This window comes from Myroides sp. LJL119, assembly GCF_054871605.1.
This window is the reverse complement of sequence record NZ_JBTXLO010000009.1, coordinates 26,878-53,841: the sequence shown is the minus strand read 5'-3', so window position 1 is coordinate 53,841 and position 26,964 is coordinate 26,878. Positions and strand designations below refer to the sequence as shown.

Sequence of the window (26,964 nt, the reverse complement as noted above, 5' to 3'; positions counted from 1 at the left end):
CTATACTAAAAAAGCCACTTTGCCCTTTGGACAAGTGGCTTTTTTTGTTATCCTTTTTCATATTATCTTATCGTTAAGTTTTACAAGTATTTAACTTATTTTAAATCAACTTAGTAAAAAAATTATTATTTTTGCGAAATATTAATTTTTTAATTTTCGCGTATGAAAAAACTAATACAGTCCATAAAAACTCCCTTTTGGTCTATTGCATTACCAATGTTGTCAGTTTTACTTCTACTTATTCAAAACTCTTTACCAACAAGTATTGTTACCGACATTATATTAGGAGCATCACTAATTGGATCTGTACTAGCTGCTGTTAATCATGCAGAAACTGTAGCGCATCGAGTAGGCGAACCGTATGGAACCATTATTTTGGCATTAGCTATAACGGTAATTGAGGTCTCTTTAATAGTATCAATTATGTTAAGTGAACAAAGCTCAGAGCCATCTTATTTAGCCAGAGATACTGTATTTGCAGCTATTATGATAATTATTACAGGTATTATCGGTATTTGTTTTTTAAGTGGTGGATATAGATATAAGGAACAGAATTTTATAAAACAAGGTGTAAATTCTGGACTTATTACCCTTTTAGCAATTTCCACATTAACTTTAATTCTACCTAACCATACAACAAGTCAACCAGGAAATAGTTATACTAGTAATCAACTGTTTTTTGTTGCCATAGTTTCCTTAATTCTTTATGGTGGGTTTCTTGCTGTGCAAACCATTAGACACCGAAATTACTTTGTCATAGAACATCAAGTTGATTTAGGAGATAATAACGGTAATGAAAACACCGAACAAACAGATCTTAAAGATCATGATTTACACACTAGTGTAAACTTACCTACCACTATTATGGCATTCATTTGTCTTTTAATTGCATTAACAGCGGTTGTTCTACTATCTAAAGTATTATCACCAACTATTGAACAAGCCGTAATGGATGCGGGCGCACCTAAATCTTTGGTTGGAATTATAATCGCAGGTGTAATTTTGCTTCCCGAAGGTCTAGCAGCTTATAAAGCAGCTAGAGCAGATCGTTTACAAACAAGTTTAAACTTAGCCATTGGTTCAGCCTTAGCCTCTATTGGATTAACTATCCCTGCAGTAGCAATTGTCTCGCACTTCACTGGATTAACAGTAGGATTGGGCATTGATGCTAAATCTACGGTTTTATTATTAACCAGTTTAGCCACAGTACACATAGCAGTGAGCTCAGGCAGAACAAATATTCAACAAGGTATAGTTTTACTGGTATTGTTTGCCACCTATTTATTTACAACGATTGCTCCTTGATAAATAATAATAAAAAATAAAAATGGCTTCTTTTTTAAAGAAGCCATTTTTATTAAAAGACACTTAAATCTAGTTCCTTAGCTAGATCTTTTATTATATGATAACCTGCTAAAGAGTTTCCATGCTTATCTAAACTAGGGCTAAATACACCTATTCCATACCCCTTATTAGCACTTACAACAATTCCTCCTCCTACTCCGCTTTTGCTTGGTAGGGAAACTTTTCTGGCATACTCACCACTAAACTCATACATTCCTGAGGTAAACATAACGGATTGAATTAACTTGGCCAAGTCTGGGTTTTCAAATGTTTTATCCCCATCATAACGCACACAATTATTGGCAAAAAAATAGCCTATTTTGGCTAAATCTTCCGAAGTAACCTCAATGGAACATTGCTTAAAATAATTATCTAATTTATCTTCATTCTCTTGCGTATAATCAATGTATCCGCTATTAACTAACATATAAAACATGGAGCGATTTCTATGTCCGGTAAGCTTCTCAGATAAATAAACCTTTTCATTGATATCGATGGTTGGATTATTGGTGATGAATCGAATCATTTTCAATATTTTCTCATAAGCTTGTTGTCCTTCACCGGGTATTAAAGCAGTTGTTAGTATTGCTCCAGCATTCATCATTGGGTTATAAGGTTTACCATTAAAATCTAAATTAGCCGAATAATTAAAAGGCTTATCACTCCCATAGTAACCAACCAAGTTAAATACTTGTTGCTCCCCTATTTCGCTAACTGCAACAAACAGTGAAATTATCTTTGAAATACTTTGTATGGTAAATTTTTGATCACTATCTCCCACATTTATAATCTCACCATTAGGCTGAACAATACTCAATGAAATTGCTTGTTTATTTATTTTAGCCAATTCCGGAATATAATCAGCTACATTACCTTGAGAAATGTAACTTCTATTTGAATCTAAAATCTCCTGAGCTTGTCTTTGGGTAATTTTTTTATGCTTTTGCCAATCTAAGTTCCCGTTAAAGGCATTTGCTGCCATGGTTACTACAGAGAATCCTATGCAAAGCATAACTAAAAAACCATTTTTTAATTGAGTCATTATAATAATTTATTTAATGTTTTTACTGCGTATAATCTTTCCGGAATCCGTTTGGACGAACACCTCGCAAAATTGAATTTCTTTGGGTATTTCATATTTGTCTAAACTAGCAAATATATTAGAGTCTAACGTATATGGTTTAGATTCAATAACTAAAACCACTTTATTACCCAAGTAACTATCGGCTTTAGATCCAATGAAAAATCTTGAGGAAATAAATGGGCTTAATTTTTGTTCAATTTGTTCAGGATACAGTTTAATGGCCCCACTGTTTATTACATTATCTGCCCTACCTAGCCACAGAAAACTATTACCGCTTAATTGCTGGACCACATCATTGGTTATAATCGGTTCTTTTGAAATACCGGGGGCATGAATAACAAGGCAACCTCTGTGATCTTGACTTATAGTAACATGATCTAGAATTTCAAAGTGTTCTTGAAATAAGGGCTTGGCTGCAATATGAGTGATTGTTTCGGTCATACCGTAGGTTTCATAAATTCTAGTTGCAACGCCATTAAGTCTTTGTTTTAAAGCTGAACTTACTTTAGCACCTCCGATGATCAAACATTTTACTCGGTGCAATTGATCTATGCTGTTCTCAACTTGCATAGGAACCATGGCAACAAAATCATAGGATTTATCACTGTGAGACAGCGGCTTAGAATCTGGCTGTATTACATCTAGATGCCACCCTAATAACATAGCCCGTACCAACATTAATTTACCAGCAACAAAATTAGGGTTCATACACAATAAAGCCGAACTTTTATTGGGTATATCAAAATACTTTCCAGTGGCCTTTGCGGAAGTTATTACAGCCGACTTTGGCAATTGAATTAGTTTTGGGGTGCCTGTTGTACCAGAGGTTCTTAACTCAATATAAGTTTTATCATTAAACCATTCCAAGAAAAAACAAGCTATTTGCTGTAAGTAATTAGTTTGTGTTGATTCACAGATTCCTTGTGCCCAATCTAAAAGTTGCTGCTCATTATAGGACTCTGTATTGAATCGAAAATCAGTATGTAATTGAAAATTTTTCATTTCACGTGTTTTATCATTTTTTTATTTTACCCTACCAAACAAGAGTTCTCGGTAGTTACCCCACTTATACTTTTTAGAGAAAATAAAACCAACAATTGGAAGTATAATAACAATCTGTAACACATACTCCCAAGTTCCAATAGTTTGTTGATCGTTAATTTGCAAAAATAAAGAGTTGGTTTGAAAAGCAGTCCAATTTGAGGTTACTAGTAACACTCCGACCAAATTATTAGCCGCATGAAAACCAAGTGCTAATTCTAAGCCTTGATCTAAAAGTGTAATAACTCCCAAAAAAACACCAGTACCTATATAGTATACCATAATTCCATAACCATTTTGATCCACCTCTGGATTGGCCAAATGCATCAAGCCAAAAATTAACGATGTTAGAATCAATGCTACGCCACGACTAGTTGTTGCCAGACCTATGCCTTGCATTAGGTAGCCTCTCATAAAATATTCTTCAAAACTGGTTTGCATAGGTATTAGAATAATTGCCATAACAAAAAAGCTAAGAAACGGCTTTAATTCAAAATTCCACTGGAAGTCTTGTGGAGCACTCCAATAGGAAATACCAAATAAACCAATACAGACCACCGACCATACTACAAAGCCAAATAATATACGTTTATAATCTATTTTTTGTCTACCTGTTGTTAAACTTCGAATGGACTGTTTCTGAACCAAAACAACCCAGAGCCATAAAAGTAATAACAACAAGGCTAATGGTGCCACTGTAATTAAAAAATTACCATTTTTACCAAAAAGGGCAATGTTTGCCTTAATAATGTCATTGGTTGACACTTGGGAAGATTTCAATGCTATTGCATTAATAATCATTATCCCAAAAAAAAACAAAGAAAAAGGCAAGTACAGCCATAATTTGACTTTATGTTTTTTTCGTAATAACTGTTCAATATATTTCATATTTCAAAAAAAGTACTATATTTGATACAAAATCACCTAATTATGATCACAATTTATCACAATCCTCGTTGCAGTAAATCTCGTGAGAGTATTGCATTTATGGAGCAACAAGGCGTTGCTTACAAAATTATAAAATATTTAGACGCGGACCTTACCGAATCAGATGTTAAAACTATTCTCAAGAAATTAAACTATTCCCCTATCCAACTAGTACGCACAAAAGATTCCTTGTGGCAAGAAACATTTAGCCAAGAATCTTTAAGTGAGGATCAAATTATACAAGCCTTAGTAAAAAATCCAAAATTAATAGAAAGACCTATAGTTGTTAACGGCCCCAGAGCGGTAATAGCTAGACCCACTGAAAAGATACATGAAATATTGTAATTTTTAACAATTAACATTTTATTAACATATCTTAATTAAACCTTTGTCTTCTTTGTACGTCTAAATAGATATAAAAACTAACGACGACAATGAACAATAGACAAGTTTATAACCTTCTTCTAATGCTGTTAACTTTTACTTTTAGTTTGACAGCATTAGCTCAAAATGCAAAGGTTTTCACTTTAAGTGGAAAAGTAATTGAAAAAAGTAGTAATCAACCATTAGAGTTTGCTAGTATCTATGTGCAAAATCAAGATAAAGAAAACATCATCAGCGGAGGGATGACCAACGAAAAAGGTGAGTTTAATATTGATGTTCCACAAGGCGTATATTACTTAAAAGTAGACTTTTTAGGTTTTCTTCCCATAGAGAAAAAAAACATTTCTGTTTTAAACAATACAAATATCGGTATTTTAAGTGTGGAGGATGATGCACAATTACTTGATGATGTTGTTGTAATCGCTCAGGCCTCAACTGTAGAAATTAAATTAGATAAAAAAGTATACAACGTTGGGCAAGATATGATCTTAAAAGGAGGTACTGCGGCTGATGTACTTGATAACGTTCCATCGATAACAGTTGATAGTGAAGGCGCTGTTAGTTTACGTGGTAATGAAAACGTAAAGGTATTAATTGATGGTAAGCCAAACGGCCTTGCTAGTAATATTGAGGAGGCTATGCGTATCTTATCAGCCGAATCCATTGAGAAAGTTGAAGTAATAACCAATCCATCGGCACGTTACGAAGCAGAGGGAGGTGCCGGTATTATAAATATTGTACTTAGAAAAGGTAAAAATCAAGGTATCAATGGTAATATTTCAGGAACAATTGGAGATCCAGAGAATTATAACCTAAATGGAAACTTTAACTTAAGATCTGAAAAATTCAATTTCTATACCACCTTAGGTTATCGTGATAGTAAATCCAAAGGATATAGTAGCAACAATAGTGAATACTTTGATAATCAAGGTCAAACTACACAATTCATCGATGAGTATAAAACTAATAATAACACTAGAGATGGTTATAATGCCATGTTTGGTTTAGATTATTACATTACCCCTAGCTTTACTTGGTCCAATAATGTTAGCGTTAGGAAAAACAATAGAAAAGCTCCTAACAATGTAGATTATACCTACTTTGATGATATGCATAATTTCACGCATAACAGACAACGACAAGAGGATTCTAAGTCTACTTGGAATTCGGTAGATTATACTACATCTTTTGAAAAAACATTTGCTTCTAATTCGGACCATAAATTAACCTTGGAGGCTTCCATTTCATCGGATACTAATGACGAGAATACAAGTATTGCAGATATTAATTCTGGTAATAATACTACAGGCTACCAAAAAAACACCACTGATTTTAAGAACTTAGGAGGAATTGTTAAGTTAGATTATACCCTACCCCTTGGAGAATCAGGTAACTTTGAGGCTGGATATTTAGGAACATTTAAAAAGAATACTAATGCGTATGATTTATATAACTTAACCAACCAACATTGGGTTAGTGACCCTAATATATCTAACACCCTTGAATATAAGGAAAATGTAAATGCACTATATGCACAATACGGTAATAAGATTACATCTCAATTAAACTACATGGTAGGTATTAGATGGGAAGATTCAAGTGTGGATGTAAATCAACTACGCACCAATGATTATAATAATAAAAAATACAATGATTTTTTCCCTAGTGCATTTTTAAATTATGAATTAAATCAAAGTACAAATTTATCGGTAAGTTATAGTAGACGTATTATGAGACCAAGAGGAAGGTTCTTAAATCCATTCTCTAATTATACAAGTGATATTAATTACTTTAAAGGTAATCCAGACTTAAATCCTGCTAAAACAGATGCATTTGATCTAGGCTTTATGAAAAGATGGACAACCTTTACTTTCACAGGATCGGTTTACTTGAATAAAACCGATGATACTTTCCAATTTGTAAGATATATAGCAGGACAAACCGATGATGGGACTCCGATAAGTGTAAGTTCTCCTATTAATCTAGCCACTGAATACCGTTATGGATTAGATTTAACATTAAATTACAATCCATTTAGATGGTGGAGATTAAATGGAAACTTTAACTTTTTCAAAACAGAAACCAAAGGAGATTATACCTTTACAGATATAGATGGAACAAAGCAAACACAGAACTTTGACAACAATGCTTATTCTTGGTTTACACGTATCTCTTCTAAGATTACCTTACCTTATAAAATTGATTGGCAATTAAATGGTATGTATAGAGCACCTTTTGATACCTCACAAGGAAGAGTAAAAGGAAATATCTCAGCTAATATGTCTTTAAGTAAAGATATATTAAAGGACAAGGCCACAATTACTGCCAATGTAAGTGATCTTTTTAACTCAAGAAAAAGAGAAATGTATACCAATCTACCGCAATCTAATTCATATAGTGAAATGCAGTGGAGAGGAAGACAAATCAATTTGACTTTCACCTATCGTTTTAATCAACCTAAAAATGATAGACAGCGTCAATCCTCATCAAGATCACAACAAGATGATTCAGAAATGGAACTAATCTAATCCAGGTTTTAAAAAAAAGATTATACAAACACATATAAAAAAGATTGATTTCATTGCAGAAATCAATCTTTTTTTTTGGGATAAGTCTTGACTTTCTGACTATAAAGCAAATAGGATACGCAAGATTACTTCTTGAATAGACCTTTCACACCACACCTCCTGCCACACGGTTCTGCACCAAGAGAATTCTTGTCTTTCTAGTTCTATGCCTACATAATATTACTTAATAAAGGATTTAAGGGGGCCTTTTTGCGATACAGCTAAAATACTTTATTAGAATTTTCTTTTTCCAAGTTTACCAGCATTAAAGGATTAAGGATATTATCCAGGGGAAACTCTACGGTTTTATATAAAAATGGAATTAATATACTGGGATTAACCTTATCAAAAAATGTCTCTAAGTCTAGGTTCTACCGCATAGTGGTATTGCGTGTCTAAGAAATTTTTTACTTCTTTTAAACCAGCATGACAGCCTCTTTTTAGACCTAAAACCATCACTACAAGCACAAAACTCCTTTTCATAAATAAAAGATAGTACTCGGGCCATAATTTGCTTAACTAATGTGCCTACTAAAATAGGTATTCCAAGTAGTCTTACTTTGTCATCTTCTTTAGGTTTTTCAAATAAAGGGCTATACTTTTCATTGTAAAGTCGTACTAGGGACTATCACACTAGAGTTGCTGCCCCTTGCTGGGCAAAAAAAAAGAGCTATATAAAATTTATATAGCTCTTTTATTTGTAAAAGTCCAATATTTAAAACTATACTCGACTTTCTTCTAATTGCTGTTTTTTAGCTTTTTTCTCTTTTAACAATTCAATTGTTCCTCCCGTTGCCCAGTAACAAGCAAAACCAACTAGGAAAATCAAAAGCCAAAATGCCATTGTAATAACCGTCATACCAACGATAAAAGCTAAATACTGTTGAAATTCAAACATTTTTCCGGAATTTTTGTATATACCCCCCAAATATACAGACTTTATTTTTTCTAACCTAAAACAATACTTCTTTTTATTAATACTTTAGACTAAAACTAAATAATTTATGTAACTTTATAAGTAGCATCCTTAAAATCAAATTATTATGAAATATCGTATTGAAAAAGACACCTTAGGAGAAGTTAAAGTACAAGCTGACAAATATTGGGGAGCGCAGACTCAACGATCCATTAACAACTTTAAAATTGGACCCACGGCTTCCATGCCAAGGGAAATTATACAAGCTTTCGCTTATTTAAAAAAAGCAGCCGCGTATGCCAACTTTGACTTAGGAGTTTTATCGGAACAAAAAAAGATGGCCATAGCTAAAGTTTGTGATGAAATATTACAAGGAGATTTAGATGATCAATTTCCTCTTGTAATTTGGCAAACGGGATCTGGTACTCAATCTAATATGAATTTAAATGAGGTAATTGCAAATCGAGCTCAAATACTATTTGGGGGTGAAATAGGTAAAGAACCATTACTATTAAAGGCCAATGATGATGTAAATAAGTCCCAGTCCTCTAATGATACATTCCCTACAGCTATGCATATTGCAGCCTACAAGGCTACTGTAGAGATTACAATCCCGGGAGTCGAACAATTAAGAGATACTCTATATAAAAAGGCACAAGAATTTAAAGATATTGTCAAAATTGGTAGAACACACCTAATGGACGCCACCCCATTAACCTTAGGTCAAGAACTATCTGGTTATGTTGCACAATTAAATCATGGCTTAAAAGCATTAAAAAACACTTTACCTCATCTAAGTGAGCTGGCTCTTGGAGGAACGGCCGTGGGAACGGGATTAAATACGCCCAGTAACTATGATGTTAAAGTAGCCAAGTACATAGCCGATTTTACCAAACTACCCTTTATTACAGCTCCAAATAAATTTGAGGCTTTAGCTGCTCATGATGCGATAGTAGAAACACATGGAGCCATTAAACAATTGGCAGTTAGTCTTTTTAAAATAGCTAATGATATCCGCCTTCTAGCCTCTGGACCAAGATCTGGAATTGGAGAGATTATTATTCCTACAAATGAGCCAGGCTCTTCCATAATGCCAGGAAAGGTAAATCCAACCCAATGTGAGGCCTTAACTATGGTTGCCGCTCAGGTCCTAGGTAATGATACCACAATTAGTTTTGCAGGTACCCAAGGTCATTATGAGTTAAATGTATTTAAACCCGTGATGGCAGCAAATTTTTTACAATCAGCAACACTCTTAGGACAAGCCTGTGTTTCCTTTGACATACACTGTGCTCAAGGTATTGAACCTAATACTAAAAGAATAAAAGAATTATTAGATAATTCGCTAATGCTAGTTACTGCTTTAAATCCACATATAGGCTATTACAAATCCGCCGAAATAGCACAGTATGCTCATCAAAATCATACCACATTAAAACAAGCCGCCCTAACATTGGGATATATTCAAGAGCAAGACTTTGATAAATTAGTGGTAGCTAAAGATATGGTGGGTAAAATAAATATATAATTAACAGCAATTTCTAACCCATTTGCTAAAAAACGCCCTATGATACTTGTTATAGAATCATAGGGCGTATTAAATTCTTCATCTATAAAGCATAACAAGTACTAAAAATCAAAATAATTTCTATAATTATCTAAATCTTTATCTCCTCTTCCCGATAAATTGATAACCACAATATCATCGGGTTGGAATTTCCTTTGATTCAACACTCCAAGTGCATGTGAACTTTCAATTGCAGGAATAATTCCTTCTAACTTACATAATTCTAATCCACTTTGCATAGCTTGCTGATCATAAATGGCAAAAAATTCCGCGCGATTTTGTTCTTTCATATGAGAATACAAGGGACCAAACCCGGGATAATCTAATCCAGCAGAAACAGAATATGCCTCCAAAGGTTCTCCGTTATCATCTTGCATAAAAAGAGTTTTACTACCATGTAAAACCCCAGGTTTACCAACAAAAGAAGTTGCAGCTGTCTGTAAAGACTCTAAATCCTTACCTCCACCCTCGGCTACAAGCAACTTAACGGATTGGTCCTCTAAAAAATGATAAAACGCACCAGCTGCATTACTTCCACCTCCAACACATGCTACCACGTAATCTGGTGTCTCTCTACCTTCTTGTGCTAGTAATTGCTTGCGAATTTCTTTTGAAATCACCGATTGGAATTTAGCCACCATATCTGGATAAGGATGTGGTCCAACAGCTGAACCTATTAAATAAAAAGTATCGTGCGCATTTTCAACCCAATACATCAAGGCCTCATCAACTGCTTCTTTTAAAGTTTTTGCTCCACTTTTGGCCGGAACAATCTTCGCTCCCAACATTTTCATGCGGGCAACATTTGGAGCTTGTCTTTGCATATCTAACTCACCCATATATACAATGCACTCCATTTTCATTAAAGCACAAACCGTAGCAGTAGCAACACCGTGTTGACCAGCTCCAGTTTCTGCCACAATTTTATTCTTTCCTAGTCGCTTTGCCAAAAGAATTTGACCAATACAGTTATTTATTTTATGAGCTCCTGTGTGACATAAATCCTCCCTTTTTAAATAAACTTTGGTATTATATTTCTTAGACAAGTTCTTTGCAAAATATAAAGGAGTTGGGCGTCCCACATACTGACTTAAGAGCTCGTTGATTTGCTTTTGAAACTCAGGCTCTTCTATGACTTGCAAATAAGTGTTTTGCAGTTCTAAAATAGCAGGTTTTAAAGCATCTGGAATAAAAGTTCCACCATAATTTCCATAAAATCCATTTGAGTCAATTTGATAATTCATAGTTCTTTATTTTTAAATTTTGAGCAAAAAAAAAGGCTTGTCGTGTGACAAGCCTTTTGCATAAATATATATTATTTTTTATCTCATAAATACATAGCATGGACCGCTCACGAAGTTCGACGTAAGAGAATTCCACCACCAAGTATTTGTAAGAATTAAATTCATTTTTGTGTTTATTTTACTTTGCAAATGTACCTAAAAAAAAATAAGACTAGCAAGAAAAAAATTAATTATGTGAAAAATTCCTTTTTTACACAACATACATTCTTGAAAATCAATGTTTTATTTTACAAAGAAAAAAACTAATAATTATCAGCTTTACTATTATTTTAATTAAGTAAAACAAAAAAATGACTTCGATGTTCCGTGCTTAAAAACTAAATTCAAGTGATTTTTTGTCATCCTAATTATATCGGACCACACTATTTCTTAAAGTAAAAACAATAGGTTATGAACTAAAAAAAGGCTAAAAACACAGGTTGTTTTTAGCCTTTTTTCAAAATTTTTTATTATCACAATGCTACCATCGCATTTTGATCTGCTTTGATCTGTGATATATCATAACCTCCAAATTTCTTTAAATAAGATTTTATGGAAGTTCCAAAACCATCACGAAAACCATAGTTTCCATTACTTTTCAAAAATTTCTTTACAGAACCTGCTCCACCTAAGTGAGCTGCCGCAATAAGGCCTGATTCTGTAATACGAATTCCAGCTATATCTTTACCCTGAAATTCTTTTATCTCTTTACGTAAAATCCATTTATTTTTTGATACTAAAGCATCAAAAGCTTTCTCTTGCAACAATGGATTCTCTAAGAACGTAGTCGCATCTGAAATTCCTATTGAACGCAGTGCGAGTTTACCAAATTGGTATTTTCCCATATACCCATATGAATTAACTATGGTGTATAGTCCGTTTGACTCTCTGGCCCCTAAGGCTTGTTTAAAACCTATGTAGGTCTTTCCTGTAAATGGAAGTGTAAAACTTGTTTGGTCTTTAAAACTTTCCTCAATCTGTGGATTGTGATAGAAAAGATCAGCAGGCACCTCTATGTTTAAGCTTGGGGATAAGAGTTGTTCATACTGCTTAAAACCCGAAACTACCATAGCAACTAGTAGTACAGCTCCAATAAAAAAAGAACATTTTTTTCTCATTAAGTTTGATTTCTCAAGCCCTGTCACCACTTGAAATTTACGGATGCAAAGTTACTGCCTTTTTTCAAAACCTTACTCTAATTAGCCTTATTTAGCCTAGATTTAACATCATTATAGATTTAACACTCTATAATTCAATATGTTACAAAACAAAACTTTAACACAAAATAAATTGTGAAAAAATAAAAAACTCCTTAAATTAAACAGCGCCCATCACCAATTTACAGATTAAAATGCTGAATTCTATCCATAAACAAGCGACTTTTCCTATCTTTTTTTAGTTTTATTTTTGCTTTTGTTCTCTAGAGATTAATGCTAAAATTATGCCATTTTTAGTCCATGGTTTTTCCCCAAATTTTAAGGGTGTACTACCCAATAAATGAGCTAAAAACTTTAATTTATACCCATGTTTCTTTAAACTTAATTGTACATTGAGCTTTTTCCACAAAAAAACTTCTTATTACCTGGCGGTTATAAGAAGTTTCTATAAAGATAACATTATGCTTTTAAAAGTTACTACTCCATTTTTGCAGACAACTCAAACCATCTTTCTTCTTTTTGTTCGATTTGTTTAAGTATCTTTTCCAATTCAGTAGCTTTTTCCTGTATTTGTTGATCATTTAGTTTTTGACTAGAAAATTCTAATTCAATTTCAACTTTTTCTTGTTCTAACTTTTGAATTTCACGCTCTAGCTTAGAAAACTCTTTTTGCTCATTGAAATTTAATCCGTTCTGATCTTGTTTTTGCTTCCAGTTAACCTTCTCTTTAACTTCTTCTTTTACTGGTTCTACACTATCTTCATACTGCCTATAGTCTGAATAGTTCCCCGGGAAGTCCTCGATAATTCCCTCCCCTGTAAAGACAAACAAATGATCTACTATTTTGTCCATAAAATATCTATCATGGGAAACAACAACTAAGCAGCCCGGAAAATCAAGAAGAAAACTCTCTAAAACATTTAGGGTAATAATATCTAAGTCATTAGTAGGCTCATCTAAAATTAAAAAATTAGGATTCTGTATAAGCACAGTACATAGATATAACCTTTTTAATTCCCCTCCACTTAATTTCTCAACATAATCATGTTGCTTTTTGCGATCAAATAAAAATCGCTCTAGTAATTGAGCTGCAGAAATAGATCTACCTTTAGCAAGAGGAATTTGCTCACCAAACTCCTTGATAACCTCAATAACTTTTTGTTCTGGCTTTATATTGATACCTCCTTGGGTATAATATCCTACTTTAATTGTCTCCCCTATAACTACTTTACCAGCATCTGGTTTTTCGATTTGGGTTAAAATATTTAAAAAAGTACTTTTTCCAGTACCATTTTTACCAATAATACCAATACGTTCACCTTTGTTAAATGTATAAGAAAAGTCCTTTAAAATTACTTTGTCTGAAAAATTTTTATGCAGTTTATGTAACTCAATAATCTTGCTCCCCATTCGCTCCATATTGATCTCAAGTTCGACTTGATGCTCGATACGTCTGCTTTGTGCTTTCTCTTTAATTACGTAAAAATCATCAATACGGCTTTTACTCTTAGTGGTTCTAGCCTTAGGTTGACGACGCATCCATGATAATTCTTTTACCAAAAGATTTTGTGCTTTTTCTATACTGGCATTTTCCATGGCCACTCGCTCCTCTTTCTTCTCTAAATAGTAAGAATAATTCCCTTTATAGGAATAAATCTTTCCATTGTCTAACTCTATAATTTCGTTACACACACGTTCTAAAAAGAATCTATCGTGAGTTACCATAAATAAAGTGATATTCTCCTTTGCAAAATAATTCTCTAACCATTCGATCATCTCTAAATCCAAATGGTTGGTAGGCTCATCTAATATTAACAGATCTGGTCTGTTTATAAGAATTATAGCCAAAGCTAATCTCTTTTTTTGCCCTCCTGATAAAGCTTTTACTTTTAATTTGAGATCATCAAGCTTTAACTTAGATAAGATCTGTTTATATTGGGTTTCAAAATCCCAAGCATTATGAATCTCCATTTTCTCAAAAGCAGCCTGATAAGCATCTTGATCCTCTGGATTTTCAAGTGCTTTCTCATATTGCTCAATGACTTTAAGAATCTCATTATCAGAGGCAAAAATACTCTCTTCAATACTAAGCTCATCTTGTAAAGCAGGTTCTTGAGATAAAAAAGCCATTTTTATATCTTTACGCATAATAACCCGTCCTTGATCAGGTTGATCCATACCCGTTAAGATCTTTAAAATAGTTGTTTTCCCAGTACCATTTTTAGCTACAAAGGCAATCTTTTGATCTTTATTAATACCAAAACTAATATCTTCAAACAAAGTTCTTGCACCAAAAGATTTAGATATATTTTCTACAGATAGATAATTCACAATAATAAATTTTTACAAAAATAGCCTTTTATTTGACTATTAAAAAACACTTAATCAACAAGCCTGATTTTCTCTAATTTCCACGAAGTCTTATTACCACATATTCACTAGAGGTACCCAATCTATACCTACCACCCCAAATACCAATTCCTGAACTAACATAATATTGCGTTATATTTTTATTTAAGTATCCATGACTTTTTTCAAATATAGCATCTGTTATCCAAGAGATAGGCCAAACTTGACCTCTATGAGTATGTCCCGAGAGTTGTAAATCAATTTTAGACTTATTAGCCATTTGTAAAGCATAGGGTTGGTGATCTAATAAAATACTAACTTTATCAGGTTCTATATCTTTAATCAATTCTTTAACAGCTAACCTATTGACATTTGTTTTATCATCTCTTCCTATAATATAAATCCCAGCTTGTTTTAAGTAAACAAATTGATCTTGAAGGACATTTATATTAGCTTTTTTTAAAAATTCTATACTCTTTTGTACCCCAGCTAAATATTCGTGATTTCCTAAACAAGTAAACACGCCATACCTTGGGGTTAGTTTTTTTAAAATTTCACTTAACTTTAAGTATTCTAAAGGTCTTACAGAAAAATCAATTACATCTCCACCTATTAATACCAAATCAGGTTTTTCTTTATTAATGAGATCTACCCAGCTTTTCAACTCCTTTTTTTGTATGGAATACCCTAAATGTAAGTCTGATATAAATACTATTTTTAAATCTTTTTCTAATTTTTTATCTACTTTGATTTCTAATTCTACTCTATTTTTCTTCCAATAACTAAAAAAGCCGACTACAGCAAAAATAACCGTTATACCTATTAAAATACCAGAACGAACAGGATTGCCAATTTGCAACCAAGGATAAGGAAGTTTAATAATTATACTATTAATAAGGCTGATTATATCCGCAAAAACACATATCAAAAATGCGTAAATTAATAGCATAAGCCATCCGGTCCCGATTTTATAGAAAAAACTAGCTAAATTTACTGGCAATCTACTTTGTAGACCATAGAACAAAAAGATACAGCCACTCATTGCCCCGGCTATTATATAAAAAAAACCTTTAAGAGGAAGTTCTAACGTATTGATTACATCCAAAAAACGGCTAAATACATATAGATTTCCTATTATATATAAGAGGATTACAAAACAGAACAAGTATTTTTTCATATATATTTTAAATATTTATTTTATAACATTTTTTAATATTAACTCTATACGACTCCCTTTTAAATTAGCATAAGTCTTTAAATCATCATCTAAATACTCTTGAATAAGAGACATACGTTCTCTAACAATACTCATCCCCTTAGACTTATAAGGCCCTTTCTTTTTACTTATTGATTTAGAACCAATCCCATTATCTAAAATAATAATCTTAATATCCTTATCATTAATTTTTTTTACTTTTAACAATAAATGGGGATTTTCGATCGAATTTGGAAAAGCATGAATCATAGCATTCTCAACAAATGGCTGCAATAACATCGGAGGAAGTAAAATACTATCTAAATCTAACTCTGGTTCACAAGAGATTTCAAAATTAACCCTGCCATCTAGACGCATATTTTCAATTTCAACATAGGCTCTTAAATAATCTAACTCACAGGCTAAACTTACCCGTTCTTTTGTAGATAGGTTAAGACTCTCTCGTATTAAGTGAGCGAATTTTCCTAAATAATTAAATGCTTGATCTTGACTACCTTTTAAAATATAGTATTGAATCGAGCTTAAAACATTAAATATAAAATGAGAATTCATTTGGCTTCTTACCGCAAGTAACTTAACCTCAGCTAATCGTTTATCATATACTAATTTACGAGCTCGTATGCTAGATTCTCGTTTTAATCGATTTATTTGGCTATTGTATATTAAATACCCCAATACAACAATACCAAGAAATCCAAATAGCACAAACCATGCTGTTTGATAAAAAGGCTTATCAATTTTCACATAAAGCAGCGGCTTGAGTACCTGAGTACCGGAATCAAAATCCGTTATTTTCAACTCTATGGGATAAATACCTGCTTCTAAATAATGTAAAACTACTTTATAATCCTCAACCAAACGCCAATTACCATCAGGTTTTAAGCGATATTCAAATTGTAATTTGTTTGGAAATTTGGCACCTTGAACATCAAAATAAATTTGAAGTGAATTCAAATAGTAAGGTAAATTTAAAGCCATTTGGGAATCTTCTTTCAATGCTTGTAAAGAGACCTTATTACCATTAACAACCACATCGAGTAATTCCACTTGTAGGTATCTCTCTTTATTTTGAAAATAATAGGTATTTAAACTATAAAGACCATCTTGGGTTCCCAAATGTAAAATACGTCCTTGCTGAATTGTTGTGTTCACCAAACTAGAATGAAATCCTTGCTCACCATCAAAATAAAATAAACTATTATATTTAAAAACAGTTAGCCCTTTATTTGTCCCAACAATAATCTTATCCACATCCCAAGAGATAAAACTAATATCTGATCCTAATATCTGTTTTTTTTCAATTATTTTCTCATCTGTAAAAATGGGAGAATCGGTTTGTAGAGCATAAATATCGTTAGTATCGGTAGCCACATACAAGATTCCTTTAGGACCTTTGGTTAACTTTTTTATTCTTTTTTGCTTAAACCAACCTTTTTCTAACATAGATACAAATCCTTGGTCCGAAGAATAATAATATAATCCGTCTAAAGCACTAGCAAAAAAAACGTATTGTCCGATTCTTTGCATTCCTACAACTTCTCTTGGAATATCAATACTTTGCATAGGTGAGAAATTCCTAAATCTAAAATTTGCTAAATCCGAAAATATTCTTACCCCTTGATTTTGCGTAACTTGAATAAACTCATGACCAAAAAAATCAAAATCTCTGGCATAAATATTATAGTACTTCAAAATCTCACCTTTCAAGCTTAATTCGAAAAGGCCTATATTACTACTAACCCATAATCTATTGTTATGAATCATAGCTTTAAAGAAAACAATACGTTGGTAAGGAGTCTGATAGTCAATTTCAAAAAAATAGTTCTCCGCTACGGCTATATCTTTAAAAAATTGGTAATTTTTTTGCTGAAATTTTTTAAACTCATCTAACCCTATTTGCTTTAACGATTTGGAGTCTTTTAAAATTTCTAACCCATTGTTAGAAAAAACATATAAATCTGGTCCGTTAGCCTGTAAGGCCATAACTTGTTTTTTACTGGTATCGACACTTAAAGCAGAGAAAAGATCTATTTGATATAATCCAGCATTACCTGTACCTATATATAGAAATTCATGATTCTGATCATAGGTCATTGATAAAAATGCTTTGGGTTGCAAATCAACAGATGGATTAATTAATACTGCCTTATCTTTATCCCACTTATAAACTCCACCTTGGTTATCAAAAAAACCAGAACTAATAATAAAAAGTTCGCCATTGACCAATTCGAAATCTCTTATATTAGGTATATGTTGCTTGGCAAGAATTTCTTTGGTACAAAAATCTTCCACTACAAGTCCATCTTTTGTTCCATAGAAAACTAAATTATCTTGAACAAAGCTTGAAAAAATTCCTTGAATATGATTAACCTTCGTTATTTGATCAGGCTCGATTACATATACCCCATCACTAACTGTTGTAGCGTAAACCTTGTTGTTTATTTGAAAAAAACTTGTGACTTCAAAAGTATTATTTGTCTGTTGGTTATTAAAACTAGGATTAATTACACTTAGGTCGGATATCGAAATAAGTGATACTCCTTTTAAAGTGCCCACATAAATATACTTATCCAAAACAGACAAGGCCCTAACTCTATCTGAAATTAATTTTTCAGCTGTGGCAAAACTCTGTAAGGAGTCCCCTTTTTTATACAATACTCCTTGTCCATAACTCGATATCCAAATGCCTTTATACGGATCCTCAATAATTTCTGTAACATTTGTAAAATTGTAATCACTAATTTGTCTATCCTCTTGCACAACTCCCTGTACCACTTTGGATACTCCAGCGCTTGAACCTAGCCATAATATACCTTTTGAGTCTATACACAAGGCCTGTATATCATTAGAAATAAGTCCCGTAGATACATCATATTTTTTACTAAGTACGCGATTTTGCGCGCTAACCAAAATAGAATTAAAAAATAACCAGAATAAGAATACACTTTTTACAACATCCATTTACTAAGATCTTTCATAGCGTTTTGCGCAACAATAACATGATGTTCTTCTTCGATATTATTTTGAGTTAAAGCAGATTTAAATTCAATTCTATTTTCTCGATCTATATGCTTTACATAATCCATATTTACAAAATAAGATCGATTGACCCTACGAAAATTTTTATGTAATATTCTAGAAGCTACCGCTTTTAGAGTTCTTGATACTAAGTGTTTAGAGTCAACCAAATAAATCTCACAATAATTATCAGCAGCCTTACAAAACACCACATCATCGATACGAATTAGATGCCTTTTTGAATTATTCTTGACAATCTTATAGTAATACTGGTAGCCTAATTTTTCTTTATATTTATCAAAGACACTTTGTACATCACTAATACTTAAAGGCTTTAGTAGATACTTTAAACAATCATGTTCATTTATAGCCTGTATCGCATATTTATCATAAGCTGTAGTGAAAACAACCTCAAAACTACTACTATCAACTTGTTTTAGTAACTCTAATCCATTTTCTTGTGGCATATGAATATCTAAAAAAACCAAATCAGGAAGATAACTATCTATAAACTTAACGGCATCTTTTACACAATGTACACAAGAAACAGATATTTTCTCTTCTATATCTATTTTATTTTCAATTATTGTTTTTAATACTTCTGCAACTTTTGGTTCATCATCTACAATTAGAACCACTAAATCATTAATCATTACTTTTAGGTGTTGTTAGTGTGTTTGGCTTGAAATTATTTATTGCGCTATAAGTCAAGCATATTTATAGTTTTATAGAAAAACTTCCATTAAGTTGTCTTACTAGACAAATATACCCTTTTGCACTAAAACTATACCAATAGTTATGCAATTGTGTAAGAAAAACTATTGACTTGTTTTATACACAGTTTTCAAAAATAAATTGTTCATGGGATTAATTCCCAAATTATGCACATTGGATCGGGAAAAACGCACAGCTTGGTCATAATAAAGAACAATTATTGGAACTTGTTTTGCTATAATATGATCCATCTGTTTATACATATCAATTCTATTTTCTTTGTCTATTTCTTTGATACTTGCTAAGTATAATTTATCGAACTCACTATGTTCAAATCTGGTATAATTTGGTCCATTAGGTGCCTTATTCTCCGAATAGAACAAAGACATGTAATTCTGCGCCTCGGGATAGTCTGCAATCCAACTAGCCCGAAAAAAAGATACTTTTCCAGAGGCCAATGCTTGTCGAAGTGTTGCACTTGGCATCACATCTATTTTCAAATTAACCCCAATTTTTTTCCACTCTCTTTGTAAATATTGGGCAATATCCACATAAGAGGCATCAGTGGCTAGCTCCAGGGTAACATCTTGTAGGTTATTTATTTGTTTATATTTATCCACTAGTTCTTTAGCCTTTAAAACATGGTAACTTTCATTAATTTCAATATTTCCTTCTAACCCCGCTGGAATTGCCCCTCCTAACTGGGGATTTCCTAGTCCATTTCGAAGATATAACAGCATTTTGTTGCGATCAAATCCAATATTTAAAGCATTACGCAAGATTTGATGATCCTTACCAAGATCTGAAGCCTGTAAATTAAACCCAAGGTATTCAGTATTTAAATAGGGACCTTTTGTCATTTTAATGGAAGAGGCATATTTTTCATTTAACTTAGCATCCTTGGTAATTATATCGTCCTTGTAACTGGGATCTATCCCTGATATAAAGTCTAGTTTACCTTGTATAAACTGTAAAAAAACACTTTGTTTATCCGGTAAAAAGCTAATAGCCACAGCCTTTAAATACGGCAAAGCCCCCCCCATAGAATCTTTTTCAAAGTAATTGGGGTTTGACCTTAAAACAAGTTTAACATTCTCTTGCCAATACTTGACATAAAATGGACCAGTACCAATGGGGTTAGTACGAAAGTTAATTGTTTTATCTTCAATAATTTCCTTTGGAACCACCGAGGCATATCGCATGGACATTAATCCTAGAAAACCAGGAAAAGGCTCTTTTAAAGAAATCCGTACAGTAGTATCATTTAAAGCCTGCACCTTATCTACATATTGCATAATCCACGCCCCTGGAGATGCTAAATCGGGATCTTTAAGGCGGTTTAAACTAAAAACAAAATCACCTGCTACCACAGCTCTAGTACTATCTTTTCCAAAATTTTCATGCTTGTGAAAATACACATCATCTTTCAAAAAGAAATCATAGTTCATCGCATCAGGGCTAATTTTCCAACTGTGAGCTACATCAGGAATTATATGTAGACTATCATTTAAACCAACTAAAGAGTTAAATATTTGATTCGAAGGCCAAATCACCGACATACTTCTTGCAAAGGCAGGATCTAAAGTGGCAATTCCAGAGCTTTCGTTATATCTAAAAACATCGCTTTGGTCTAGGTTAGTTGTTTTATTTTCACACCCGAGTATAAATAAAACTACACAAATAATTGATATATAATATATTATTGATTTCATCAAACCGAATTTTGTACGTAAATTTGCAAACCTTTTTCAAACTAAAAGGAAAGATAGTCAAAGTTACTACTATAGTAGGTAAACATTATGGAAAATAGAAAAAAAGTAGCTTTTTATACGTTAGGTTGTAAATTAAACTTTTCCGAAACTTCTACAATTGCTAGGAGTTTTGAACAAGAAGGTTTTGATCGCGTAGAATTTGAGGAAGTTGCCGATATATATGTTATTAATACGTGTTCGGTGACAGAAAACGCCGATAAACAATTTAAACAAATCGTAAAAAAAGCGCAAAAGAAAAATGAAAAAGCTTTTGTAGCTGCAGTAGGGTGCTATGCACAACTAAAGCCAGAAGAATTAGCCTTAGTTGATGGTGTAGATTTAGTCTTAGGAGCTACTGAAAAATTCAAGATCACTGATTATATCAACGATTTGTCAAAGAATGACATGGGAGAGGTTCATTCTTGTGAAATATCAGAAGCTGACTTTTATGTTGGTAGTTATTCAATTGGTGATAGAACAAGAGCATTTTTAAAAGTGCAAGATGGTTGCGATTATAAGTGTACTTATTGTACAATCCCACTTGCTCGTGGTATCTCTAGAAGTGATACAATGGAAAATGTTTTGAAAAATGCCGCTGAAATTTCAAGTCAAAATATTAAAGAAATAGTCCTTACAGGGGTTAATATTGGAGATTATGGTAAAGGGGAATTTGGCAACAAAAAGCATGAACATACTTTTTTAGAACTTGTACAAGAACTAGATAAAGTTCCAGGAATTGAGAGACTTAGAATCTCTTCTATTGAACCTAATCTACTAAAAAACCAAACAATTGATTTTGTAGCTAAGAGTAGAACATTCGTTCCACATTTTCATATTCCTTTGCAATCCGGAAGCAATGATATATTAAAACGAATGAAAAGACGTTACCTACGTGAATTATATCAAGATAGGGTACACTCAATAAAATCGGTAATGCCTGATTGTTGTATTGGTGTGGATGTAATAGTAGGATTTCCAGGAGAAAGTGATGAGAAATTTTTAGAGACTTATAACTTCTTAAATGAGTTAGATATTTCTTATCTTCATGTGTTTACTTACTCCGAGAGAGACAACACCGAGGCAGTAGATATGGATGAAGTAGTTCCTATTAATGTAAGAAACAAAAGAAGCAAAATGCTTCGTGGTTTATCGGTGAAAAAACGTAGAGCATTTTACGAGAGTCAACTAGGAAAGGAAAAAACTGTTTTATTTGAAAGTGAAAACAAACTTGGTTATATTCACGGGTTTACCGAAAACTATGTGAAAGTAAAAACACCATGGAACCCGGAGCTTGTTAACACGCTTGCTAAGGTTAAATTAACGCAAATTGATCAAGATGGAATTGTAAGATTCGATTTTATATAAAAACTATTAGGGTTTGTATAGCCAACTATACAAACCCTAATTTTTACATCTAAAATAGTTCTTCTTTTACTATTAAATTCTTATCCCCGGAGGTAACATTTCTTTGTAACTAGGGTTTTTTCGAAAGAACGAAACAATTTTAGGATGAGTGGGTACAACTCTTAGTTTTCTACCACGAACCAATTCTAAAATTCCCTTTAAAAAGTCAGCGCTATCAATCTGCTTACCTTCTTGCTCATTGTTTAGCCTTGTAAGGAATATTCTTCTTTCTTGTAAGGAATATTCCACACTAAGTAGTCCATCGGCAGTTTCTAGTTCGAACTGACGAAGCAACTCATTGTCTTTAATTTCCATTATATAGTGTATTAGTTTTATGTAGATGGTCAACTACCTCATATTCAAAAATGGAGTTTTTTTCATATTTCCTTAAGTTGTTGTACTTTTAACACACGAAAGTTTTTATTGATTTGGTAATTGATTATTTTTATCAAAGTTCGGTATTTTTTTTGAAACAAACACAATTTGGAAAGTTAATTTATTTATTATGAGTAAAATACCTGTTTATTTCATACCTGGAATGGCCTCAAGTCCATTAATTTTCGAACATATAAAATTAGATAATTCTATTTTTGAAACTATCTTTTTACAATGGCCCAAGGTACAGTCAAGCTATACCTTACAAAATTACGTAAGTGAGTTTCAAAAACAAATTGTTCATCCAAATCCAGTAATTATAGGGGTTTCCTTTGGAGGAATAATTACCCAAGAGTTGAGTAAGTGCATAAAAACGAGAAAAACTATAATTATCTCGAGCGCAAAAAATATTTGGGAATATCCTAGCCTGTATCGATTTGCAAAAAAAACGTCCCTTTACAAACTTTTACCTACCTGGTTGATAAAACCTTTGTTGAATTATTATCCTAGTTGGTCAAAACAAAAAAGATCGCATCGCATATCGCTTTACAAAAGGTATATTACTGTAACTGATAAAGAATACTTAAATTGGTCGATTGATAAAATTTTACATTGGAAGCAAGAACAACCTATAAAAAACGTTATACATATACATGGTGAAAAAGATGAACTTTTTCCTATAAAAAATATTAAAAATGCTATTGTCTTAAAACAAGGAACTCACGCTATGATCATTACCAAATACAAATGGTTTAATGAAAATTTACCTAAACTAATATTAGATTCTACTTATGAACAAAACAATTAGAACCGCATTGGCTACTTTTGCGGTAGTTGCTATTTCCTCTACTTTTATATACTCTACGACAAGTGGAACTAGTGCACAAAATAATGCACAAAATGATCCCGAAATAAAAATGCTAGAGCAATTAAAAATCCAGCAAAGTCCACATTTTTTCCCAACTCCCCTAACAGCCGATTTTGCAGGAGAAAAAGTGCCTCTTGATATTCTAGATGTAAAAGAACGCTTTGATCGAGAAATAATCTCTAATACTAACTTACATGGATCAACTATCTTAACTTTAAAAAGAGCCCAAAGATACTTTCCGGTAATTGAGCCGATTTTGAAAAAACATGGTATACCGGATGATTTTAAATATTTATGTGTAATTGAAAGTAGTTTAAGTAATGCGGTATCCCCTGCTGGAGCAAGCGGCTTTTGGCAATTTATGAAAGGAACTGCTAAAGATTATGGACTGTTAGTTGACGAATCCATTGACCAGCGATATGATTTAGAACTTGCTACAAATAAAGCTTGTGAATACTTTAAAGATGCAAAGGATAGATTCGGATCCTGGACTCTTGTTGCGGCAGCTTACAATCGTGGAATGGCGGGCATTCAAAGAGCTCTAGATACACAGTATGTGGATAATTATTATGATTTATTTTTAAATCAAGAAACCTCCCGATATGTATTTAGAATTCTTGCCTTAAAGGAAATTATGAATAATACCGATAAATACGGTTTTACAATTCCCTATAATGCTAAATACCATCCAGTACAAACCAATAAAATTACGGTCGATTATGATATAGATGATTTAGCAAAATGGGCAAAAGATCAAGGTATCAACTACAAATTATTAAAGCTTTACAATCCATGGCTGGTTAATACTTCTTTAAAAGTAAAGGGAAAATCTTATCAAATAGAAATACCTACTCAGGGAATTTAACCCAATAGTACGGCAGGACTTTTTATAATAAATCCATTATAAAAAGTCCTGCCGTGCTACAATAATCAAGTTTATTTTTTTTCCAACTATTTTACATCTAATTTTGCAATCACCACAACTAATTAAAATAAAATGGACAAACAAAACTATACTGCCACAGCAATAGAAAAAATAAAAGCCAAAAACCTATCGGTTCCCTTTACTTTAGTACAAGGAAGTATAGTTAGAGATTTGGACCTTTATTTAAAAAGTTTACAAAGCGCTTATATTGCAACCAAAGATCCTCGATTAAATAATCTTTTTAAAGATAAATTTGAACAACTAATTAATCTTTAATTTTAAAGTCCCGCACATAAGTAGACATGAAATCGAGAGTTTCTTGTCTAATCTCCATAGTTCTCTCCTTAGGTACACTATGGGTAGCGCCAGGATATATTTTAGAAATGGCTAAACCTTTAACCTTTGAAAAAGTTCGAATTATTTGATCTAAAGAACCATACTGATCTTGGTCCCCTTGAATAAATAAAAGAGGAGAAATAATTTTATCTAACAAATCTTCAATACTCCAAGCTTTAAATTGTTCACTAGTCCAAGTATTCACCCAAGCATTTACAAGGTCATTTACTTTTTCTGGATGATATTTTTCTAAACGAACTGCTAAATCTCCCTTGTTAAATTCTTCTTTAAATTTATTAACCCCCTCTATAGTAATTTGTTCTACAAATACATGCCCTGCAATACTAATTATTCCCTTTGTAGACATGGGAAACAAGGCACCATATAAAAGGGCTATACTTGCTCCGTCACTATAACCAAACAAACATACTTGCTTTATCTGTAATAAATCCAGGATATTATTAAGGAAATAGGCTTCCTTTTGTAAATAATCTAATGAACGAACTACACTAGACATTTTCTGACTCTTCCCGTATCCTACTCTATCATATACAAGTACATTGCAATCAAGATGCTCTGCAAAAAACTTTGGCCAATCTCTCCACAGGGTTATGCACCCAAGGGAATCATGTAGCAATACTAAAGTAAAATTATTTTCAGGTGTCTTATTCTGTTTATAATAGTGATAATAAATTTGCGAAGATTCTACTTGTAAAAAATCTTGAATTAAGCTAAACATGGAAATACGCTTTGAAGTGAAGGACAATAATAATATTTTTAAAAGATACATTCACGATAAAATACAAAAAAAACGAAATAAAAAATTTTAAAGTATTTAAATAACTTTATTGTTACAAGTAAAATAGCGCTTTTTTAACTACTTTTCTAGAGCCTGTATCACGCCAGCAACCAGATAATCTTATACGCCTAACTAAACGACATTGAGTATTAAAGAGAAATCTTGAAAGATTGCTACTTTATAAAGCCAAGACAAATCAAAGGACGATATGATTATTGAGTAAATAATATTTGGATCAAGAACAAAACTTGCATAATGGTTTAATCAGGTTAAGCAAACCGATCTAAAACAGTTTCAGGTTGTAGTAAAGACCTTCATGCAGTATTACCCGATTATCTTAAACTACTTTAATCACAGAAGTACAAATGCCTCTGCTGAATCCTTTAATTATAAAATTAAGCACCTAGGTATGAAGCATATAGGAATAAAAGACAGAGCTTTTTTTCTATTTAGATTAAGCAAACTTTTTGCTTAGTCCCCAACTTTTGCACTTGATCCAAAAGATCTCTATCTCTTGATACCTTAGAAATTTTCATCAAAGCATTATGTTGTGATTTTAAAAGCGAAAGGGAGTAAACAAAAAAGACCACTAAATTAGTGGTCTTTTTTTATAAGTTTAAACAGCTAATTTGTTAGTTTCGTATTATTTTGTATAAATTTACATTAAATAATACAAACAACATTTAGACAAATGTCGTGCAAATTTCACACACGAACTATCTATTTAGCTTATTTTCAACGTTTTCCAGAACGTTGTTGTGATCCAATCAGGATTCGAACCTGAGACCTACTGCTTAGAAGGCAGTTGCTCTATCCAGCTGAGCTATTGGACCTAGCCTGAAAACATTTTTGTTTTCTTGTCGGGGTGGCAGGATTCGAACCTGCGACCTCCTGGTCCCAAACCAGGCGCGATGACCGGGCTACGCTACACCCCGAGTT

At 32.6% G+C, this 26,964-nt stretch carries 21 protein-coding genes, 2 tRNA genes and 1 pseudogene; 9 read left to right on the top strand and 15 right to left on the bottom strand.

All coding sequences use genetic code 11. From position 1 onward, the window contains the following. Positions 1 to 162 precede the first annotated feature (162 nt). A complete protein-coding gene (locus ACYSNV_RS10180) occupies positions 163 to 1,305 on the top strand; it encodes a calcium:cation antiporter (protein ID WP_461762461.1) in 1,143 nt (380 codons plus the stop codon). Positions 1,306 to 1,357: 52 nt separating this feature from the next. Here the strand turns inward: ACYSNV_RS10180 and glsA are convergent, their stop codons facing one another. From glsA to ACYSNV_RS10165, 3 genes are all read right to left on the bottom strand, one after another. After that, a complete protein-coding gene (glsA, locus tag ACYSNV_RS10175) occupies positions 1,358 to 2,326 on the bottom strand; it encodes a glutaminase A (protein ID WP_461762515.1) in 969 nt (322 codons plus the stop codon). 69 nt (positions 2,327 to 2,395) lie between these two features. Continuing rightward, on the bottom strand, positions 2,396 to 3,430 hold the full coding sequence (locus ACYSNV_RS10170; protein ID WP_461762460.1) for an AMP-binding protein: 1,035 nt from the start codon (positions 3,428 to 3,430) through the stop codon (positions 2,396 to 2,398). Between the two features lie 21 nt (positions 3,431 to 3,451). Then, positions 3,452 to 4,357, bottom strand: coding sequence for a lysostaphin resistance A-like protein (locus tag ACYSNV_RS10165; protein ID WP_461762459.1), 906 nt, complete (start codon positions 4,355 to 4,357; stop codon positions 3,452 to 3,454). A 42-nt stretch (positions 4,358 to 4,399) separates the two neighbouring features. On the opposite strand from ACYSNV_RS10165, the gene arsC reads away from it, so the two are divergent. Then, positions 4,400 to 4,741, top strand: coding sequence for an arsenate reductase (glutaredoxin) (arsC, locus tag ACYSNV_RS10160; RefSeq protein ID WP_461762458.1), 342 nt, complete (start codon positions 4,400 to 4,402; stop codon positions 4,739 to 4,741). Between the two features lie 89 nt (positions 4,742 to 4,830). Continuing rightward, positions 4,831 to 7,308 (top strand): TonB-dependent receptor, encoded by a 2,478-nt coding sequence (locus tag ACYSNV_RS10155; protein WP_461762457.1) that lies wholly within the window; start codon positions 4,831 to 4,833, stop codon positions 7,306 to 7,308. Positions 7,309 to 8,068: 760 nt separating this feature from the next. Here ACYSNV_RS10155 and ACYSNV_RS10150 read toward each other — a convergent pair. After that, positions 8,069 to 8,245, bottom strand: a complete 177-nt coding sequence (locus ACYSNV_RS10150) for a hypothetical protein (protein ID WP_461762456.1) — start codon at positions 8,243 to 8,245, stop codon at positions 8,069 to 8,071. Between the two features lie 145 nt (positions 8,246 to 8,390). On the opposite strand from ACYSNV_RS10150, the gene fumC reads away from it, so the two are divergent. Then, entirely contained in the window at positions 8,391 to 9,791 is a 1,401-nt protein-coding gene (gene fumC, locus ACYSNV_RS10145) for a class II fumarate hydratase (protein ID WP_461762455.1), read from the top strand. Between the two features lie 101 nt (positions 9,792 to 9,892). Here the strand turns inward: fumC and trpB are convergent, their stop codons facing one another. From trpB to ACYSNV_RS10110, 7 genes are all read right to left on the bottom strand, one after another. Next, entirely contained in the window at positions 9,893 to 11,074 is a 1,182-nt protein-coding gene (gene trpB / locus ACYSNV_RS10140) for a tryptophan synthase subunit beta (protein ID WP_461762454.1), read from the bottom strand. A gap of 512 nt (positions 11,075 to 11,586) precedes the next feature. Beyond that, on the bottom strand, positions 11,587 to 12,231 hold the full coding sequence (locus tag ACYSNV_RS10135) for a peptidoglycan-binding protein LysM (protein ID WP_461762453.1): 645 nt from the start codon (positions 12,229 to 12,231) through the stop codon (positions 11,587 to 11,589). A gap of 516 nt (positions 12,232 to 12,747) precedes the next feature. After that, complete coding sequence (locus ACYSNV_RS10130; protein ID WP_461762452.1) at positions 12,748 to 14,601, bottom strand: ABC-F family ATP-binding cassette domain-containing protein; 1,854 nt, start codon at positions 14,599 to 14,601, stop codon at positions 12,748 to 12,750. 73 nt (positions 14,602 to 14,674) lie between these two features. Further along, positions 14,675 to 15,796: a metallophosphoesterase gene (locus tag ACYSNV_RS10125; RefSeq protein ID WP_461762451.1), complete on the bottom strand. Its 1,122-nt coding sequence runs from the start codon at positions 15,794 to 15,796 to the stop codon at positions 14,675 to 14,677. A gap of 15 nt (positions 15,797 to 15,811) precedes the next feature. Then, entirely contained in the window at positions 15,812 to 18,796 is a 2,985-nt protein-coding gene (locus ACYSNV_RS10120) for a sensor histidine kinase (RefSeq protein WP_461762450.1), read from the bottom strand. Then, positions 18,784 to 19,506, bottom strand: coding sequence for a LytR/AlgR family response regulator transcription factor (locus tag ACYSNV_RS10115; RefSeq protein ID WP_461762449.1), 723 nt, complete (start codon positions 19,504 to 19,506; stop codon positions 18,784 to 18,786). Before ACYSNV_RS10115 ends, ACYSNV_RS10120 begins: the two co-directional genes overlap by 13 nt. Before the next feature lie 165 nt (positions 19,507 to 19,671). Continuing rightward, entirely contained in the window at positions 19,672 to 21,279 is a 1,608-nt protein-coding gene (locus ACYSNV_RS10110) for an ABC transporter substrate-binding protein (RefSeq protein ID WP_461762448.1), read from the bottom strand. A gap of 87 nt (positions 21,280 to 21,366) precedes the next feature. Between ACYSNV_RS10110 and mtaB the strand changes: the two genes are divergently transcribed. Beyond that, entirely contained in the window at positions 21,367 to 22,683 is a 1,317-nt protein-coding gene (mtaB, locus tag ACYSNV_RS10105) for a tRNA (N(6)-L-threonylcarbamoyladenosine(37)-C(2))-methylthiotransferase MtaB (protein ID WP_461762447.1), read from the top strand. A 72-nt stretch (positions 22,684 to 22,755) separates the two neighbouring features. Here mtaB and ACYSNV_RS10100 read toward each other — a convergent pair whose 3' ends face one another. Further along, a complete protein-coding gene (locus ACYSNV_RS10100; RefSeq protein WP_461762446.1) occupies positions 22,756 to 23,037 on the bottom strand; it encodes a GNAT family N-acetyltransferase in 282 nt (93 codons plus the stop codon). Between the two features lie 190 nt (positions 23,038 to 23,227). On the opposite strand from ACYSNV_RS10100, the gene ACYSNV_RS10095 reads away from it, so the two are divergent. The 3 genes from ACYSNV_RS10095 to ACYSNV_RS10085 all read left to right on the top strand — a co-directional run bounded on the left by ACYSNV_RS10095 (position 23,228) and on the right by ACYSNV_RS10085 (position 25,166). Beyond that, on the top strand, positions 23,228 to 23,905 hold the full coding sequence (locus ACYSNV_RS10095; protein WP_461762445.1) for an alpha/beta hydrolase: 678 nt from the start codon (positions 23,228 to 23,230) through the stop codon (positions 23,903 to 23,905). After that, positions 23,889 to 24,830, top strand: a complete 942-nt coding sequence (locus ACYSNV_RS10090) for a lytic transglycosylase domain-containing protein (protein WP_461762444.1) — start codon at positions 23,889 to 23,891, stop codon at positions 24,828 to 24,830. Before ACYSNV_RS10095 ends, ACYSNV_RS10090 begins: the two co-directional genes overlap by 17 nt. Before the next feature lie 132 nt (positions 24,831 to 24,962). Continuing rightward, on the top strand, positions 24,963 to 25,166 hold the full coding sequence (locus ACYSNV_RS10085) for a hypothetical protein (RefSeq protein ID WP_461762443.1): 204 nt from the start codon (positions 24,963 to 24,965) through the stop codon (positions 25,164 to 25,166). On the opposite strand, the gene ACYSNV_RS10080 is transcribed toward ACYSNV_RS10085, so the two are convergent. After that, positions 25,156 to 25,965, bottom strand: a complete 810-nt coding sequence (locus ACYSNV_RS10080; RefSeq protein WP_461762442.1) for an alpha/beta fold hydrolase — start codon at positions 25,963 to 25,965, stop codon at positions 25,156 to 25,158. The two genes, ACYSNV_RS10085 and ACYSNV_RS10080, sit on opposite strands and share 11 nt — an antisense overlap. Positions 25,966 to 26,293: 328 nt before the next feature. Here ACYSNV_RS10080 and ACYSNV_RS10075 point away from each other — a divergent pair. Continuing rightward, positions 26,294 to 26,500, top strand: a pseudogene (locus ACYSNV_RS10075) (transposase); the annotation flags it as partial. A 284-nt stretch (positions 26,501 to 26,784) separates the two neighbouring features. On the opposite strand, the gene ACYSNV_RS10070 reads toward ACYSNV_RS10075, so the two are convergent. Together ACYSNV_RS10070 and ACYSNV_RS10065 are read right to left on the bottom strand one after the other, a co-directional pair. Then, a tRNA-Arg gene (locus ACYSNV_RS10070) sits at positions 26,785 to 26,858 on the bottom strand. A 27-nt stretch (positions 26,859 to 26,885) separates the two neighbouring features. Further along, positions 26,886 to 26,960, bottom strand: a tRNA-Pro gene (locus ACYSNV_RS10065). Between the last annotated feature and the right edge of the window lie 4 nt (positions 26,961 to 26,964).